This is a genomic window from Pseudomonas sp. NPDC089530, from assembly GCF_050280705.1.
Classification (GTDB): domain Bacteria; phylum Pseudomonadota; class Gammaproteobacteria; order Pseudomonadales; family Pseudomonadaceae; genus Aquipseudomonas.
Map to the genome: position 1 here is coordinate 91,189 of NZ_JBNNVU010000007.1, position 14,494 is coordinate 105,682.

Below are 14,494 nucleotides of genomic sequence, written 5' to 3' on the forward strand. Positions count from 1 at the left end.
CCTTACACTCGCGCCCCATGAATCTGCAAATCCGCAAGGCCACAGAGGCCGATGCCGCCCAGCTCCCCGCTATCGAACGCAGCGCCGCCGAACTGTTTCGCCACGACCCCGAACTGGCCTGGCTGGCCGACGCCGAAGTGACCGACGCGGCGCAACACCGGGCCCATATCCGCCAGCAGCGGGTGTGGGTGGCGCTGCTCGATCGGCGAGTGTGTGCCTTCCTCGACGCCGAGGCCTGCGACGACGCGCTGCATATCTGGGAAATCTCGGTCGACGCCGCCGCCCAGGGGCGTGGCATCGGCCGGCGCCTGTTGGAAACCGTGCGCGAGCAGGCTCGTCGGCAGGGGTTTACTGCCCTGACCCTGAGCACCTTTCGCCAGCTACCCTGGAACGAACCCTTCTACCAGCGCTGCGGCTTCCTCACCCTGGAAGCCAATCAGCTGAACCCACGCCTGCAACAGGTGCTGGCCGAGGAAACCCAGCACGGCCTGCCCGCCGCCAGACGCTGCGCCATGCACCTGGACCTCAACAACCTGTAGGAGCGAAGCTTGCTCGCGATTAGCCGGCACATTCAACGCCGATGTCGCCTGGACAATCGCTATCGCGAGCAAGCTTCGCTCCTACAAAGAAAGGGTGTGTAGTCCGGGATTGAAGTGCCCGCGCAACTGGCAGAGGATGGCGAGTCGCACGCCTGCCTCGGCAACGACAGGGATTGTCACCCACTCGGACTACAAGGACTCGTGCAGCACCGTGGCCACTTACTCGCTGGTTATCCGCCGCCTGATGATCTGCTCGCTGACCATAGTCGTCAGCCGCGCCATCACCAGCCCCCTGCTCACCCTGTTCCTCAGCGACAAGCTCGGCCTCGATCAGCAGGACGTCGGCCTGCTGCTGGGGATCGCGGTGTTCATCGCCACCCTGCTCGCGCTGTATGGCGGCTATATCCTCGACCGCCTGGACAAGCGCCGGCTGCTGATCCTGACCATGCTCTCCAGCGGCATCGGCTTCGTGCTGCTGACCTTCGCCCACAACCTGTACCTGACCACCGGGATCCTGGTGATCACCGAGACCGCCTCGGCGCTGTTCCTGATCGGCTCCAAGGCGATCATCAGCGAGAACCTGCCAGTCAGTCAGCGGGCCAAAGTGTTCTCCCTGCGCTACACCCTGACCAATATCGGCTACGCCACCGGCCCTATGCTCGGGGTGGTGATCGCCGGGCACCTGCCGCTGGCACCCTTCCTGATCGCCGGCGCCATCGCGGCCCTCAGCACCTTGCTGATGCGCGGCATTCCACCGACGCCGGGCACTCAGTCCCTGAACCGGCCGCAGAGTTTTCTCGACACCCTGGCGACCCTGAAGCACGACCGTACGCTGATCATGTTCACTGGTGGCTGCCTGCTCAGCACCATCGTCCACGGGCGCTTCACCCTGTACCTGTCGCAGTACCTGCTGGTCACCGAGGACGCCAAGAGCGCCCTCGACACCATGGCTGCGCTCCTGGCCTGCAACGCCATCAGCGTGATCCTGCTGCAGTACCAGATCGGTCGCTTCCTCAAGCGCGAACAGTTGCGCTACTGGATCGCCGTCGGCACCGGCCTGTTCATCCTCGGCCTGATCGGCTTCAGCCTGGCCGACAGCCTGCTGGGCTGGTGCCTGGCGATGTTCGTCTTCACCCTCGGCGAAATGATCATCTACCCGGCGGAATTCCTGTTCATCGACACCCTGGCCCCCGAGGCACTGCGCGGCAGCTACTACGGCGCACAGAACCTGGCCGCCCTGGGCGGCGCCTTGAGCCCGGTGATCTGTGGCTACCTGCTGGTGCACACCCCGGCGCCGACCATGTTCTATGCCCTGAGCGCCTTGGCCGCCCTCGGCGGGTCGCTGTGTTTCCTCAGCGGACGGCGGGTGGCGCAGATGGGCACAGTGCAAAAATAATGCACTTAAGCAGCATTATTATGAATTTGTAGCCATTTCGATTGATCGGCACACTGTGCCGGTTCCTCCCCCAACTGATGGAACGCTTCAAGGGCTTTCTGGTGCTCCAGACAAGCCCTTCTTTTTTGCCCGCTGAACCGGAATTGGACTGCTTCGTGATGCTTGCTCGCTGGAAACCCGCCGCCATCAATACCCGCCCCTCGGAATGGAGCCGCGCCGGCCTCGGCATGGCCCTGGGCACGCTGCTCAGTGTCTGGTTGTGTAGCCGGGTATTCGGCATGGAAGTCGCGCTGCACCTGATGGGCCCGCTGGGGGCCTCGGCGGTGCTGCTGTTCGCGGTGTCGTCCGGCGCGCTGGCGCAACCCTGGTCGATCCTCGGCGGCTACTTGTGCGCCGCAGGCGTGGCGCTGCTGGTGGCCCATGTACTCGGGCGTACCCTGGGCAGCGCCTGCCTGGCCGCCGGCATGTCGCTGATCCTGATGTGCTGGTTGCGCTGCCTGCACCCGCCGGCCGGGGCCGTGGCCCTGACCATGGTCCTGGCCGATCCCGCCACCATCGCCCTCGACTGGCTGGCCCTCGGCCCGGTGATGCTGGCGGCGCTGTGCCTGCTGCTGAGCGCCCTGATCTACAACAACCTGACCCGCATCCGTTACCCCAAGGGCCAGAGCGAACCGGCCACCCGGCTGCCCGCGGAAAACCCGCCGGGCGATGCCCTGGCCATCACCGCCGCTGACCTCAAGCTGGCGCTGGAGGATATGCAGGAATTCTTCGACGTCACCCCCGAAGACCTGGAACAACTGATCCACGCCAGCGAAGCCCACGCCCGCCGCCGCAGCATCGGCGAGGTGCTGGCGCCGCGGGTTTGATCCAGGCAGATCGCGGATTCAGGGGGTGCGGCAACTGCGTTGCCGATCGCAGCCTCGCTAAAGCTTGGCTGCGGCTACAAGACACCACGATCCCTGCAGCCGCTGTCGAGCATTAGCGAGACTGCGATCGACTGCGCAGCAGGCGCCAAACCAGGCAACGCGTTTTTCCAGGCAGATCGCGGACTCAGGCTTTGCGGCAACTACGTTGCCGATCGCAGCCTCGCTGGTGCTCGGCAGCGGCTACAGGGCACCGCGATTGCGTTGCGGTCTTGTTTTCGGGTTGCCTCGGTTCAGATCATCGGGTCCCAGCGCTGGGACCAGTCGGTGTCGTTGGCGATGACCTCGCGCAGGACCTCGAAGGCTTGTTGCAACTCGGCCGAGTCCCGTTCGCGGGCGTACAGCAGGTAGGTTGGGAAATTGAACTCCGGGGCTTTTTCTACCCGTTCCAGCACGCCGCTGTCGAGGTAGCTCTGCACGACCCGGCTACGGAAGTAGCCGCTGCCGCCGCCCTCGAGGATGAACTGCAACGCCAGCGGCCCGAGGTTGAAGCCCACCGCGGCCTTGGCCTGGTCCGGCAGCGCCGCGTCGTGCTGGCGGCGGAAATCCTCGCCCCAGTCGATGTACACATAAGGCTCGGGCCGGCCGGCCAGGCGCACCAGGATCAGCTTTTCCTCCAGCAGCTGTTCCACCTGCAACCCCGGCCCGTACACCGGCTGGAACACCAGCGCGGCATCCAGCACACCCAGTTCCAGCTGGCGTTGCAGGCTCGCGCCCTCGGCGATCTGGCTGCGCACCGCATGGCTGGGAATCGCCTGGCGCAGGCGGCGTACCCAGTTGAGCATCAGCGGGTTGCACAGGCTCACCTCGCCGCCGATATGCAGCACGTTGCGGTAGCCGGCCAGCAACGGCAGGTCGCGCTGGGCGGCCTCCCAGGTCTGCACCAGCTGGTTGGCGTAGACGATGAACGCCTCGCCATCGGCGGTCAGCCGGGCGCCGGCGCGGTTGCGCACGAACAGCTTGCAGCTGAGCTGACCTTCGAGGTTCTGCACCCGCGCGCTGATGGCGGTCTGGGTCAGGTGCAAGCGCTCGGCCGCGGCGATCAGGCTGCCGCTGCGAACGATTTCCAGGAAGGTGCGGGCCAGATCGATGTCCATACTGCCTCGGGTGCGCAAAAGTCGAGCGCCATTGTAACGGCCCGGCACCCAAAACAGGCGGTCGACTTTGGGTGGCAGGTCGACACTTGCAAGCTGACCGCTAAATAACAACCCCGATATAGTGTCGTAACTTTCCTGACAGCCAATTCCACAAACACCCCGACTTTACGGACGCCAATAAAATAATGACGTATTTGTCAGGTTACTTCGTGAAATAGTTACCCCTCCCCAACTAACGCCTTTTTCACAAAACACCCACCGATTATCGACACTACGCTACCAAGAATTAACCCGCTTGCCATTCCGGGGTTTGTCGATGTCGCGTTCATTGAACACTTTCTTCAATCATTACCTGAAACAACTTTCGCGTTATGCCCTGGTGGGTGTTGTCGCCACCTTGAGTCATTACGCGCTGTTCCTGACATTGCTCGACACCCTGCCGGCCTTGCTGGCCAGCCTGCTGGGCGCTGGCCTCGGCACCTGGGTCAGCTACCAGGGCAACCGCCGCTGGACCTTTGCCCGGGCAGACCGCTCAGCCAGGGCGGATCAGGCCCTGCGTTTCTGTACCACCGCCGCTGGCTACAACCTCGGCAATGGCCTGTTGATGCTTGGCCTGCTGAGCCTCTGGCCCGACTCACCGCTGCTGATGCAAGCCATCAGCACCCTCTGCCTGACCCTTGTCAGTTACTGGATCAACCGAACCTGGACTTTTAACCATGAAGTTGCCTAGTCGCGTTCAGCAAGACACCCATGAAGTGCTCAGTATCATTGTCTGTTGTTATAACGAAGCCCATGTACTGCCCGAGTTTCATCGGCGCCTGATGTTGGTGCTCGATACACTTCCACTGATATACGAAGTGCTGTATGTGAACGACGGCAGCCAGGACGGCAGTTCCGAGTTACTGGAAGTATTCTGCCGTGCCCCGCGCATACGTTGCCTCAACTTGAGTCGCAACTTCGGCAAGGAGTCGGCGATGTCCGCGGGGCTGGACCATGCCACCGGCGATGCCGTGCTGTTTATCGATGCCGACCTGCAGGACCCGCCGGAACTGATCCCGGTGATGGTTCGCCAATGGCTGGCCGGTCATGACATCGTCAACATGCAACGCAGCGACCGGCGCGGCGACACCGCCGGCAAGCGCCTGAGCGCGCAGCTCTATTACAAGCTGATGAACCTGCTGGTGGACAAGTACCCGGTGCCGCCGGATGTCAGCGATTTCCGCCTGATCGGCGCCGCGCCGCTGAACGCCCTGCGTAACATGCCCGAGCGCGCCACCCTGATGAAAGGCCTGGTCAACTGGCTGGGGTTCAAGACCGTGGAGATTCCCTACCAGCGGGCGCGCCGCGGCGCCGGCCAGTCCAAGTGGAGCCCCATGGCCCTGGTGGACCTGGCCATGGAGGGCGTGCTGGCGTTCTCCCGCAAGCCCCTGCGCTGGTTCAGCGTGCTCAGCCTCGCGACCCTGCTGCTGACCGGCGGCTACCTCCTGCAGCAGTGGCTCACCGACGCCTTCGACGTGCATCACCTGATCCTCGGCGCCCTGGCGCTGGCCCTGGTGGGCATCGCCATGGTCGGCGAGTACATCGGCGCCGCGCTGGTGGAGGTCAAGCGCCGGCCGCTGTATTTCCTGCGCAGCACCTTTGGCGGCTTTCCCCGGCAACTGCAAGCGCCTCCCAGCGTTCAACCTGACGAGCAAGACACGATCCGATGAACAGCCTTTCGACCCGCACCCTGTGGTGGCTGCTGCTCGGCATCCTGGGCCTGCGCCTGATGACCCTCGGCCTCTACCCCCTGATGGACACCTCGGAAGCACGTTACGCCGAAATGGCGCGCAAGATGCTCGAACTCGGCGACTGGGTGACGCCGATGTTCGACTACGGCGTGCCCTTCTGGGGCAAGCCGCCTTTGGCCTTCTGGACCCAGGCCCTGGGCCTGCAACTGCTGGGCATCAACGAGTTCGCCGTGCGCCTGCCTGCCTGGCTGCTGCATGTCGCCAGTTGCCTGCTGCTGATCCGTTTCGCCCGCGAGGAATACGACGAACGCACCGGGCTGCTGGCCGCCATTGTGTTTTCCAGCTCCAGCCTGGGCCTGCTGTCGGCGGGCGTGGTGCTGACCGATCCGGCCCTGAGTTTCGCCATCCTGCTGGCCTGCTACGGCTTCTGGCGCGGCACCGTGCATGGCGATCGAGCCTGGGCCCTGGCCGGCTTCTTCGGCCTCGGCCTGGGCTTGCTGGCCAAGGGGCCCCTGGCCCTGGTGCTGGTCGGTGCCCAGGCCGGGCTCTGGACCCTGCTCAACCGCCAGTGGCGCGCTCTCTGGACCCTGCCCTGGTTCAGTGGCCTGGGCCTGATGCTGCTGGTGGCGGTGCCCTGGTATTGGCTGGCCGAACTGCGCAGCCCCGGGTTTCTCGACTATTTCCTGGTGGGTGAACACTGGAAGCGCTACGTGATCAGCGACTGGGGCGGCGACCTGTATGGCAGCGCCCATGAGCGCCCGCCCGCCAGTATCTGGCTTGACCTGCTGCTGGCGCTGTTCCCCTGGAGCCTGTTGCTGCCCCTGCTGTACCGGCTCTATCGGCCCTGCGCCGACAGGCGCCCGGCCCTGAGCTTCGTCACCTTGTGGGCCGTCACCACCCCGCTGTTCTTCACCTTCTCGGGCAATATCCTGTGGACCTACGTGCTGCCCTGCCTGCCCGCCTGGTGCCTGTTGCTGGCGCTGGCCCTGCGGACCCGGCGCAATGCCCCGGGCAAGCTGGTCGCCGGTGTCGCGCTGGCGTTGCCGCTGGGGCTGACGGTCGCGGTACTCGAAGGCGGATCGTTCCAGCGCCCGCAAAACCAGCAAGCCCTGGCCTGGGCCTGGAGCGGTCTGCAGGCGACGGAGCCGGCACCGCTCTACTACTGGGGGCGGCGCTCCTACTCCGGGGAGTTCTACAGCGCCGGGCAGGCGCGGCGGGTCGAGGCTCTGGCGGAGTTGCCCGCGACCGGCAGCTTCTACCTGGCCCGGCGGGAAAAGGACCTGGACCAGGAGCCCGCACAACTGCAAGCCCTGGGCTGCGCGGAACGGCTGCGGGCCAGCCAGAGCGTGCTGTTCAAATGCTCCGGCGTCGCGCTCAGGCCACTGACAATTGCCGTTCCGGCACCGCCAGGCTGACCGCGCGTACCGAAGCCCCCGCGGCCAGGCCCAGGGTCTGGGCGGTCCGGGCGTCGACGATCAGGGTGCCCGCGGCGACCCGGGCCGCCGCCGCGGTGATCCGGCACCCGGCGAACTGGCGGTTGTGGATCAGGTAGGGTTCGGCCGCCTCGCCCACGGTGCCAATGCTCAGTTGCAGCACCTGGCTGTCGCGCACCGCGCGGATCTCGCCCGTGTCGCATTCGATCAGCGGGCCACCGTCGAAGATGTCGATGTAGTCCTTGAAGCCGAAGCCCTCGGCCTTGAGCATGCCCAGGGCCGGCTCGGTGTTGGGGTGGACCCGGCCGATCACCGCCCGGGCCGACTCCGGCAACAGGCAGGTGGGCAGCGGGAACTTGGGCATCAGCTCGGCGATAAAGGTCTTGTTGCCGAGGCCAGTGAGGTGGTCGGCGTCGGCGAAGTCCATCTTGAAGAAGTGCCGGCCCAGCCCTTCCCAGAACGGTGACACACCGTCCGCGTCGGAATAGCCGCGCATCTCGGCGATCACCTTGTCGCCGAAGTACTGGCGGAACTCGGCCAGGAACAGGAAACGCGCCTTGGACAACAGCCGGCCATTGAGGCCGCTACGGTGCTCGGCATGCAGGAACAGCGAGCACAGTTCGGAATGGCCGGTCATGTCGTTGCCCAGGAACAGGGTCGGCAACTGTTGGTTGATCCCGAGGTTCTTCGAGGCTGCGACAAACAGCCCGAGCCGGTAGTTGTACCAGGGCTCGCGCAGGCCCACCGCGCCGGCCAGGGCACAGATGCCCACGGCCTCGCCGCCGGCGCCCTCGAGCACGAACAGGTAGTCGGCATCGGCCCGTTCGGCCTCGCCGGCGAAGGTCTTTTCCGCCCATTCCAGGCGCTGGCGCAGGCGCGCGGCGTCGGCGGGCAAGGTGGTCAGGCCGGTGCCGGCGCTGTGGGCCAGGGCCAGCAAGGCCGGCAGGTCATTCAGGGTGGCAGGACGAACGATCATCGCGCGTGCTCCAGGTGGGGTTGGCGTTTGGGCAGATAGACTTCGGCGAGCATGCAGCGGGCGCTGCCGCCGCCGATGCGCTCGATGGTGTCGATATTCACCGGCAACGGCCGGGCATGGCGTTCCACCAACCGCCGTTGTTCGCGGTCCAGGGAGTTCCAGGCGGTGCGCGACATCACCAGCAGCGGCTCGCCGGCGGCGTTGTGCACTTCGAGCATGTTGCCGGCGAAGGACTCCAGCTGTTCCCAGCTCAGGGCCATGACCTGCTTGCCGCTGCCTTCCAGGCGCGAGCGCAGCGCAACGCGTTCGCCGGCATCGCTGAGGGATTCCAGGCAGGCCACGGCCAGGCGGCTGCCGACGCTCATCATCACGTTGGTGTGATAGATGGCCACGCCCTGGCGGTCGACCGCATTGAAGGCGCACAGCTCATAACCCAGGTGCCCGACCAACTGGTCCAGGGCCCGGGCATGGGTGCGGGTGGAGTAACCGGCGTAGCAAATCCGTTGCTCACGATCCAGGACCATGCTGCCGGTGCCTTCGAGGAACACTTCCTGCTGTTCCAGGCTGGACAGGTCCAGCAACTGTTCGACCCGGTACTCTTCGCGCAGCCAGTCGAGCACCCCCTTGTCCCGCTCCAGGCGGCGGTTGTGGCCCTGCATCGGGTACAACACCAGGGTGCCGTCCGGGTGGCTGCTCCACCAGTTGTTGGGGAAGATCGAATCCGGGGTGTGCGGCGCCTCGGCGTCGTTGTGCACCATGACCGTCACCCCCTCGGCCCGCAGCGCTGCGACATAACCGTCGAACTCTTGCAGGGCCTTAAGCTGCACGTCTTCGGAACAGGCCGCAGGACGCTGGAAGCGGTTGTTCGCCGCGGTGTCCTGATTGAAGGAAAAACGGGTCGGGCGAATCATCAATACGGTGTTGGTGGTTTGCATGGGCACGGATTCGATGAGGGTTCGGAGGTGCTCATTGTCTGTTCGGGCTGCAGGAAAACCCGGCTGATCCAGGGGTTCACCCTGCAGGAAATGGCTGAATGACGGCTGCGCGGCAGCCGATTCGGCGGGACCGTACGGGCAACGCCGGAAGCAGTTTTTTTTGCCGTAAGAACGTCATCGCGGGCAAGCTCCGCTCCTACAGGACTGCGTGAGTTTCTGTAGGAGCGAGGCTTGCCCGCGATGCTTTTGACTGAGGAATTGCGGGGTGCTGTTTATTCCATGGTGGTCTTGACCATCGCCAGTTCCGGATGGCTGACCAGTTTGTCGATGTGCAGGTCCGGGTCGTCGAACCAGACTTCGGTCAGCACCCGATAATGCTCCATGTCGCGGCAGCGCATGCGCAGGCTGTAGTCGAAGGCGCCGCTGATCAGCCGGCATTCGAGCACCTGCGGGCAGGCCCGGACCTTGGCCTCGAAGGCCTTCTGCGCCGCGCGCCCGCTCTGGTTGGACAGCGCGACCAGCACCAGCAGGGACAAGCCGGGGGTGAGTTTCTTCTCGTCGAGAATCGCCCCGTAGCCACGGATGACGCCCAGCTGTTCGAGCTTGCGCACCCGTTCCAGGCACGGCCTGGGGGTCAGGTGCACGCGCTCGGAGAGTTTCTGATAGGTGATGCGCCCTTCGTGGCGCAGCACCTCGATGATGGCCTGATCGATCCGATCAAGCACGATCGACAAGTCGCGGATGTCCGCCATGGATGTCTTGCCTCACTTCAAACGGCCGGATAAAAACTGCTGCAAACGTTCACTCTGCGGGTGATCGAGAATAGTCGCATCGCCCTGCTCTTCCACCCGCCCCTGGTGCAGGAACAGCACCTGGCTGGAGACCTTGCGGGCAAAGCCCATCTCATGGGTCACCATCAGCATGGTGCGCCCTTCTTCAGCCAGGGCCTGGATCACCTTGAGCACTTCGCCCACCAGCTCCGGGTCCAGCGCGGAGGTCGGCTCGTCGAACAGCAGGATCTGCGGCTCCACCGCCAGCGCCCGGGCAATCGCCACCCGCTGTTGCTGGCCGCCGGAGAGGAAGGCCGGGTACTGCTCGGCGACCCGCTGCGGCAAGCCCACCTTGTCCAGGTAGCTCCGGGCGCTGGCCTCGGCCTCTTTGCGGCTGGAGCCCAACACCCGGCAAGGCGCCAGCATGATGTTCTCCAGCACGGTCAGGTGGCTCCACAGGTTGAAGTGCTGGAACACCATGGCCAGGCGCGTGCGCAGGCGCTGCAACTGGGCCGGGCTGGCGACGCGCATGCCGCCGGGGGCACAACGGGTGGCGATACGCTCGCCGTCCAGCTCGATGCTGCCCTCGTCGGCCCGCTCCAGGAAGTTGATGCAGCGCAGCATCGTGCTTTTGCCCGAACCGCTGGCGCCGATCATGCTCACCACGTCGCCGGCGCGAGCCTGTAACGAGACGCCCTTGAGCACTTCGTTGTCACCAAATCGCTTGTAGAGATTGTCAACGCTCAATTTGTACATGGAACACTCCTGGAGCGCCGGCCGGCGGCACGGCGCCCCGCAGGGAAAGGAACGGACCGCTTCAGTGGGCCGGTCCGAGGAAATTCAACCAGCGCCGCTCCGCCAGGCGGAACGCACCGACCAGGCCGAAGGACAGCCCCAGGTACAGCAGGCCGGCGATACCGAACGCCTGGAAGGTCAGGAAGGTGGCGGCATTGGCGTCCCGGGCCACCTTGAGAATGTCCGGGATGGTCGCGGTGAAGGCCACGGAAGTGGCGTGCAGCATCAGGATCACTTCGTTGCTGTAGTAGGGCAGCGCGCGGCGCAGGGCCGAGGGCAGGATCAGCCGCAGGTACAGGCGCCAGCCGCTGAGGCCGTAGGCATGGGCGGCCTCGATTTCGCCATAGGGAATGCTACGGATCGCCCCGGCGAAGATCTCCACCGTGTAGGCGCAGGTGTTGAGGGTGAAGGCCAGCAGCGTGCAGTTCATCGCATCGCGGAAGAAGGCTTCCAGCAACGGCTGAGAGCGCACCGCGGCGATGCCATAGATGCCGCTGTAGCAGATCAGCAGCTGGATATACAGCGGCGTACCGCGGAACACATAGGTGAACAGCTGCACCGGCCAGCGCACCAGGCCCCAGCGCGAGGTGCGCATGATCGCCAGGGGCAGCGACAGGACAAAGCCCAGGGCGATGCTCGCCACCAGCAGCCACAGGGTCATGGCCAGCCCGGTGAGGCCGTAGCCGTCGCTGAACAGAAAGGGTTTCCAGTATTCCTCGAGCAACTCGATCATCGCGACAGCCCTCGCACACCCTGGTTATAGCGCCGCTCCAGGACCCGCAGCCCATAGTTGGAAAGGCTGGTGATCAGCAGGTACAGCGCCCCGGCCAGCAGCAGGAAATCCAGCATGTTGAAGGTGCTCTTGCCCGCCTCCTGGGCCACCTTGACCAGGTCCGACAGGCCGATGATCGACACCAGCGCCGTGGCCTTGAGCAGCACCAGCCAGTTGTTGCCCAGGCTCGGCAAGGCGAAACGCATCATTTGCGGAAAGACCACGAAGCGAAACCGCTGCCAGCGGTTCAGGCCAAAAGAGGCGCCGGCTTCCTGCTGGCCCCGGGGCACGCTGAGGATCGCGCCACGGAAGGTCTCGGTGAAATACGCGCCATAGATGAAGCCCAGGGTGACGATGCCGGCCACGAACGGGTCGATCTCCATATAGGGCCAGTCCATGAGTTCGGTGAGGCTGCTGAGCCAGCCCTGCAGGCTGTAGAAAATCAGCAGCATCAGCACCAGGTCCGGGACCCCGCGGATCAGCGTGGTGTAGAAGGTCGCCGGCAGGTTCAACAGACGCAGCGGCGACAGCTTGGCCGCTGCGCCGAGCAGGCCCAGGAGCATGCTCACCAGCAACGACAGGGCCGAGAGTTTCAGGGTCACCCAGGTGCCATGCAGCAACAGCGGGCCGTAGCCTTGCAGGGCCGCGAGGTCGAGGCCGAAAAGATTGAGGAAGGTATTCACGCCAGTCACCTTGAACGCCCACGGCCCGGCGCTGCGTCGTGGCTCACGACACAGTGCCGGGCATGGGGGAATCAGTTGTTGTAGAGGTCCAGATCGCCGAAGTGCTTCTGCTGGATCCGGGCGTAGATGCCCTTCTCATGCAGGGCCTTGATCGCGGCGTTGAGCATGCCCTTGAGTTCTTCCTGGTCCTTGCGGATACCGATGGCGATTTCCGACGGTACCAGCGGGTCGCTGATGCCCTGGCTGTTCTGGAAGTCGGCGCCCTGGGGCGACGCGAGGAAGCTCATCTGCGCCTGCAGCTTGTCCTGGATCGAGGCGTCGAGGCGGCCGTAGACCAGGTCGGCGTAGACCTGGTCCTGGCTCTGGTAGGCCCGCAGTTTCACGCCGCCAGGGCCGAGCTTGGCCTTGGCGTAGGTTTCCTGGATGGTGCCTTGCATGTAGCCGATGGTCTTGCCCTTGAGGGACTCGGCGGTGGGTTCCAGGCCCGAGCCCTTGCGGGTGACGATGGCGGTCGGGCCGGCGTACAGGCGGTCGGTGAAGTCGATCTGTTTCCGGCGGGTTTCGGTGACGGTCATCGAGGATTCGATGGCGTCGAACTTGCCGGCCTTGAGCGCCGGGATCAGGCCGTCGAAGTCGTTGCTGATCCACACGCACTTGACCTTGAGCTCGGCGCAGATCGCATTGCCCAGGTCCACGCCGAAGCCTTGCACGCCGCCGTCGGCGGTGGTGGATTCAAAGGGTGGGTAGCTTGGGTTGACGCCAAAGCGCAGCTCTTTCCATTCCTTGGCGCTTGCGCCCGCCGAACAGAACGCCAACGCCAGTACAGGCACAGCCAGCCATTTATTGATCATCTTCAGAGTCCCGGATTATTTGGATTTATCGCCATCCGGCACTGGGGCCGGACCGCACTTTTTGACAGGGGCAGAGAGTCGGTGCGGTATCCACCGCAACAAGGTCGTTATTGTTTTGGGTCGACGCCGGTCGGCCGGCGCAGGGGTCCTTCCCGTGCGTGGCGCTGGCAGCCAACGCCTGCAACGGGTGGCCAGAATGCCAACAGACCCATCGCCCCGGGTGTCGTTACGGGCCGCCCGGACAGCCCGAATCAGCTGATAACGGCTCGCTCGCAGCCGATTCTGTCGTGAAGCCTCTGCGACGGCCTCTTTATCCCTGCAAGCGCCGTCGGGGCGGCCTTCGCCCATGCAAAAATGCACAGCCAACCTGCAGTTATCCGGCTTGTACATGGCAAATTTGCACTGCTACGATCCGTCATCGTTCGCGCGCGAACACACCGACAAAGAACAATAAAAGCAGGGAGTTAGTGATGACTGCTCAGGTTCCATCCCAGGCCCCGCAGGGCCCCGGCGCCACCCCGGTGGACGCCGCGCCCGCACACATTCTGGCCAAAGTCCGCAACCATATCGGTCACCTGACCCTCAACCGCCCCGCCGGCCTCAATGCCATCACCCTCGGCATGGTCCGTACCCTGCAACAGCAGCTCGACGCCTGGGCTCAGGACCCGCAGGTGCATGCGGTGGTCCTGCGCGGCGCCGGCGAGAAGGCCTTCTGTGCCGGCGGCGATATCCGCACCCTCTACGACAGCTACCAGAACGGCCAGACCGTGCACGAGGACTTCTTCGTCGAGGAATACGCGCTGGACCTGGCGATCCACCATTACCGCAAGCCGGTGCTGGCGCTGATGGACGGTTTTGTCCTCGGCGGCGGCATGGGCCTGGTCCAGGGCGCCGACCTGCGGCTGGTCACCGAACGCAGCCGCCTGGCGATGCCGGAAGTGGCCATCGGTTACTTCCCGGACGTCGGCGGCAGTTATTTCCTGTCGCGCATCCCCGGCGAGCTGGGCATCTACCTGGGGGTCAGCGGCGTGCAGATCCGCGCCGCCGATGCCCTGTACTGTGGGTTGGCCGACTGGTACCTGGACAGCGACAAGCTGAGCCTGCTGGACCAGCGCCTGGACAGCCTGCAATGGGGCGACCACCCGCTCAAGGACCTGCAGGGCCTGCTGGCCAAGCTTGCCGTACAGCAATTGCCCGACGCGCCGCTGGCGGCCTTGCGCCCGGCCATCGACCACTTTTTCGCCCAGGCCGACGTGCCGAGTATCGTCCAGCAATTGCGGGAAGTGACCCTGGGCGATACTCATGAATGGGCCACCAGCACCGCCGACCTGCTGCTGACCCGCTCGCCCCTGGCCATGGCCGTGACCCTGGAAATGCTCCGTCGCGGTCGCCAGCTGAGCCTGGAACAGTGTTTTGCCCTGGAGCTGCACCTGGACCGCCAGTGGTTCGAGCGCGGCGACCTGATCGAGGGCGTGCGCGCCCTGCTGATCGACAAAGACAAGAACCCACGCTGGAACCCGCCGACCCTGCAGGCGCTGGACGCCGCGCACGTGGCGAGTTTCTTCAGCGCTTTCGACCCGAACCGGAGCTGAGC

General features: G+C 64.9%; 15 protein-coding genes. 7 read left to right on the forward strand and 8 right to left on the reverse strand.

Annotation, left to right across the window (positions count from 1 at the left end; all coding sequences use genetic code 11):
• Positions 1 to 17 precede the first annotated feature (17 nt).
• The 3 genes from ACQKQA_RS04630 (at position 18) to ACQKQA_RS04640 (ending at position 2,801) form a co-directional block, all read left to right on the forward strand.
• Positions 18 to 539 carry a GNAT family N-acetyltransferase gene (locus tag ACQKQA_RS04630; protein ID WP_427553998.1) on the forward strand — a complete coding sequence of 174 codons (522 nt, stop codon included), beginning with the start codon at positions 18 to 20 and terminating at the stop codon, positions 537 to 539.
• A 211-nt stretch (positions 540 to 750) separates the two neighbouring features.
• Positions 751 to 1,935 carry an MFS transporter gene (locus ACQKQA_RS04635; protein ID WP_427554000.1) on the forward strand — a complete coding sequence of 395 codons (1,185 nt, stop codon included), beginning with the start codon at positions 751 to 753 and terminating at the stop codon, positions 1,933 to 1,935.
• Positions 1,936 to 2,093: 158 nt separating this feature from the next.
• Complete coding sequence (locus ACQKQA_RS04640) at positions 2,094 to 2,801, forward strand: HPP family protein (protein WP_427554002.1); 708 nt, start codon at positions 2,094 to 2,096, stop codon at positions 2,799 to 2,801.
• A 290-nt stretch (positions 2,802 to 3,091) separates the two neighbouring features.
• On the opposite strand, the gene ACQKQA_RS04645 is transcribed toward ACQKQA_RS04640, so the two are convergent.
• The gene (locus ACQKQA_RS04645) at positions 3,092 to 3,955 is read right to left on the reverse strand and encodes a LysR family transcriptional regulator (protein WP_427554004.1); all 864 of its coding nucleotides are present in this window, start codon (positions 3,953 to 3,955) and stop codon (positions 3,092 to 3,094) included.
• 316 nt (positions 3,956 to 4,271) lie between these two features.
• Between ACQKQA_RS04645 and ACQKQA_RS04650 the strand changes: the two genes are divergently transcribed.
• Genes ACQKQA_RS04650 through ACQKQA_RS04660 form a run of 3 tightly spaced genes read left to right on the forward strand, consistent with a single transcriptional unit; the run spans position 4,272 to position 7,100 of the window.
• Positions 4,272 to 4,685 carry a GtrA family protein gene (locus ACQKQA_RS04650; protein ID WP_427554006.1) on the forward strand — a complete coding sequence of 138 codons (414 nt, stop codon included), beginning with the start codon at positions 4,272 to 4,274 and terminating at the stop codon, positions 4,683 to 4,685.
• The gene (locus ACQKQA_RS04655; protein ID WP_427554008.1) at positions 4,672 to 5,664 is read left to right on the forward strand and encodes a glycosyltransferase family 2 protein; all 993 of its coding nucleotides are present in this window, start codon (positions 4,672 to 4,674) and stop codon (positions 5,662 to 5,664) included. Before ACQKQA_RS04650 ends, ACQKQA_RS04655 begins: the two co-directional genes overlap by 14 nt.
• Positions 5,661 to 7,100, forward strand: a complete 1,440-nt coding sequence (locus ACQKQA_RS04660) for an ArnT family glycosyltransferase (RefSeq protein ID WP_427554010.1) — start codon at positions 5,661 to 5,663, stop codon at positions 7,098 to 7,100. Before ACQKQA_RS04655 ends, ACQKQA_RS04660 begins: the two co-directional genes overlap by 4 nt.
• Here ACQKQA_RS04660 and astA read toward each other — a convergent pair.
• The 7 genes from astA to ACQKQA_RS04695 all read right to left on the reverse strand — a co-directional run bounded on the left by astA (position 7,060) and on the right by ACQKQA_RS04695 (position 12,900).
• The gene (astA, locus tag ACQKQA_RS04665; RefSeq protein WP_427554012.1) at positions 7,060 to 8,094 is read right to left on the reverse strand and encodes an arginine N-succinyltransferase; all 1,035 of its coding nucleotides are present in this window, start codon (positions 8,092 to 8,094) and stop codon (positions 7,060 to 7,062) included. The genes ACQKQA_RS04660 and astA overlap by 41 nt on opposite strands.
• Entirely contained in the window at positions 8,091 to 9,029 is a 939-nt protein-coding gene (gene ctlX, locus ACQKQA_RS04670) for a citrulline utilization hydrolase CtlX (protein WP_427554014.1), read from the reverse strand. The genes astA and ctlX overlap by 4 nt, the downstream gene beginning before the upstream one ends.
• Positions 9,030 to 9,301: 272 nt before the next feature.
• The gene (locus ACQKQA_RS04675) at positions 9,302 to 9,781 is read right to left on the reverse strand and encodes an Lrp/AsnC family transcriptional regulator (RefSeq protein WP_007974731.1); all 480 of its coding nucleotides are present in this window, start codon (positions 9,779 to 9,781) and stop codon (positions 9,302 to 9,304) included.
• A 12-nt stretch (positions 9,782 to 9,793) separates the two neighbouring features.
• On the reverse strand, positions 9,794 to 10,555 hold the full coding sequence (locus tag ACQKQA_RS04680; protein WP_427554017.1) for an ABC transporter ATP-binding protein: 762 nt from the start codon (positions 10,553 to 10,555) through the stop codon (positions 9,794 to 9,796).
• Positions 10,556 to 10,616: 61 nt separating this feature from the next.
• Complete coding sequence (locus ACQKQA_RS04685; RefSeq protein ID WP_427554019.1) at positions 10,617 to 11,327, reverse strand: ABC transporter permease; 711 nt, start codon at positions 11,325 to 11,327, stop codon at positions 10,617 to 10,619.
• On the reverse strand, positions 11,324 to 12,049 hold the full coding sequence (locus ACQKQA_RS04690; protein ID WP_427554021.1) for an ABC transporter permease: 726 nt from the start codon (positions 12,047 to 12,049) through the stop codon (positions 11,324 to 11,326). Before ACQKQA_RS04690 ends, ACQKQA_RS04685 begins: the two co-directional genes overlap by 4 nt.
• 71 nt (positions 12,050 to 12,120) lie before the next feature.
• Positions 12,121 to 12,900: a transporter substrate-binding domain-containing protein gene (locus tag ACQKQA_RS04695; RefSeq protein WP_427554023.1), complete on the reverse strand. Its 780-nt coding sequence runs from the start codon at positions 12,898 to 12,900 to the stop codon at positions 12,121 to 12,123.
• 470 nt (positions 12,901 to 13,370) lie between these two features.
• Here ACQKQA_RS04695 and ACQKQA_RS04700 point away from each other — a divergent pair, with 470 nt between their 5' ends.
• On the forward strand, positions 13,371 to 14,492 hold the full coding sequence (locus tag ACQKQA_RS04700; RefSeq protein WP_427554025.1) for an enoyl-CoA hydratase/isomerase family protein: 1,122 nt from the start codon (positions 13,371 to 13,373) through the stop codon (positions 14,490 to 14,492).
• The last annotated feature ends 2 nt before the right edge of the window (positions 14,493 to 14,494 follow it).

Coding starts and splice junctions, on each gene's coding strand:
- ACQKQA_RS04630 (WP_427553998.1), top strand. CDS start 18: ATGAATCTGCAAATCCGCAAGGCCACAGAGGCCGATGCCGCCCAGCTC.
- ACQKQA_RS04640 (WP_427554002.1), top strand. CDS start 2,094: ATGCTTGCTCGCTGGAAACCCGCCGCCATCAATACCCGCCCCTCGGAA.
- ACQKQA_RS04645 (WP_427554004.1), bottom strand. CDS start 3,955: ATGGACATCGATCTGGCCCGCACCTTCCTGGAAATCGTTCGCAGCGGC.
- ACQKQA_RS04650 (WP_427554006.1), top strand. CDS start 4,272: ATGTCGCGTTCATTGAACACTTTCTTCAATCATTACCTGAAACAACTT.
- ACQKQA_RS04655 (WP_427554008.1), top strand. CDS start 4,672: ATGAAGTTGCCTAGTCGCGTTCAGCAAGACACCCATGAAGTGCTCAGT.
- ACQKQA_RS04660 (WP_427554010.1), top strand. CDS start 5,661: ATGAACAGCCTTTCGACCCGCACCCTGTGGTGGCTGCTGCTCGGCATC.
- astA (WP_427554012.1), bottom strand. CDS start 8,094: ATGATCGTTCGTCCTGCCACCCTGAATGACCTGCCGGCCTTGCTGGCC.
- ctlX (WP_427554014.1), bottom strand. CDS start 9,029: ATGCAAACCACCAACACCGTATTGATGATTCGCCCGACCCGTTTTTCC.
- ACQKQA_RS04675 (WP_007974731.1), bottom strand. CDS start 9,781: ATGGCGGACATCCGCGACTTGTCGATCGTGCTTGATCGGATCGATCAG.
- ACQKQA_RS04680 (WP_427554017.1), bottom strand. CDS start 10,555: ATGTACAAATTGAGCGTTGACAATCTCTACAAGCGATTTGGTGACAAC.
- ACQKQA_RS04685 (WP_427554019.1), bottom strand. CDS start 11,327: ATGATCGAGTTGCTCGAGGAATACTGGAAACCCTTTCTGTTCAGCGAC.
- ACQKQA_RS04695 (WP_427554023.1), bottom strand. CDS start 12,900: ATGATCAATAAATGGCTGGCTGTGCCTGTACTGGCGTTGGCGTTCTGT.
- ACQKQA_RS04700 (WP_427554025.1), top strand. CDS start 13,371: ATGACTGCTCAGGTTCCATCCCAGGCCCCGCAGGGCCCCGGCGCCACC.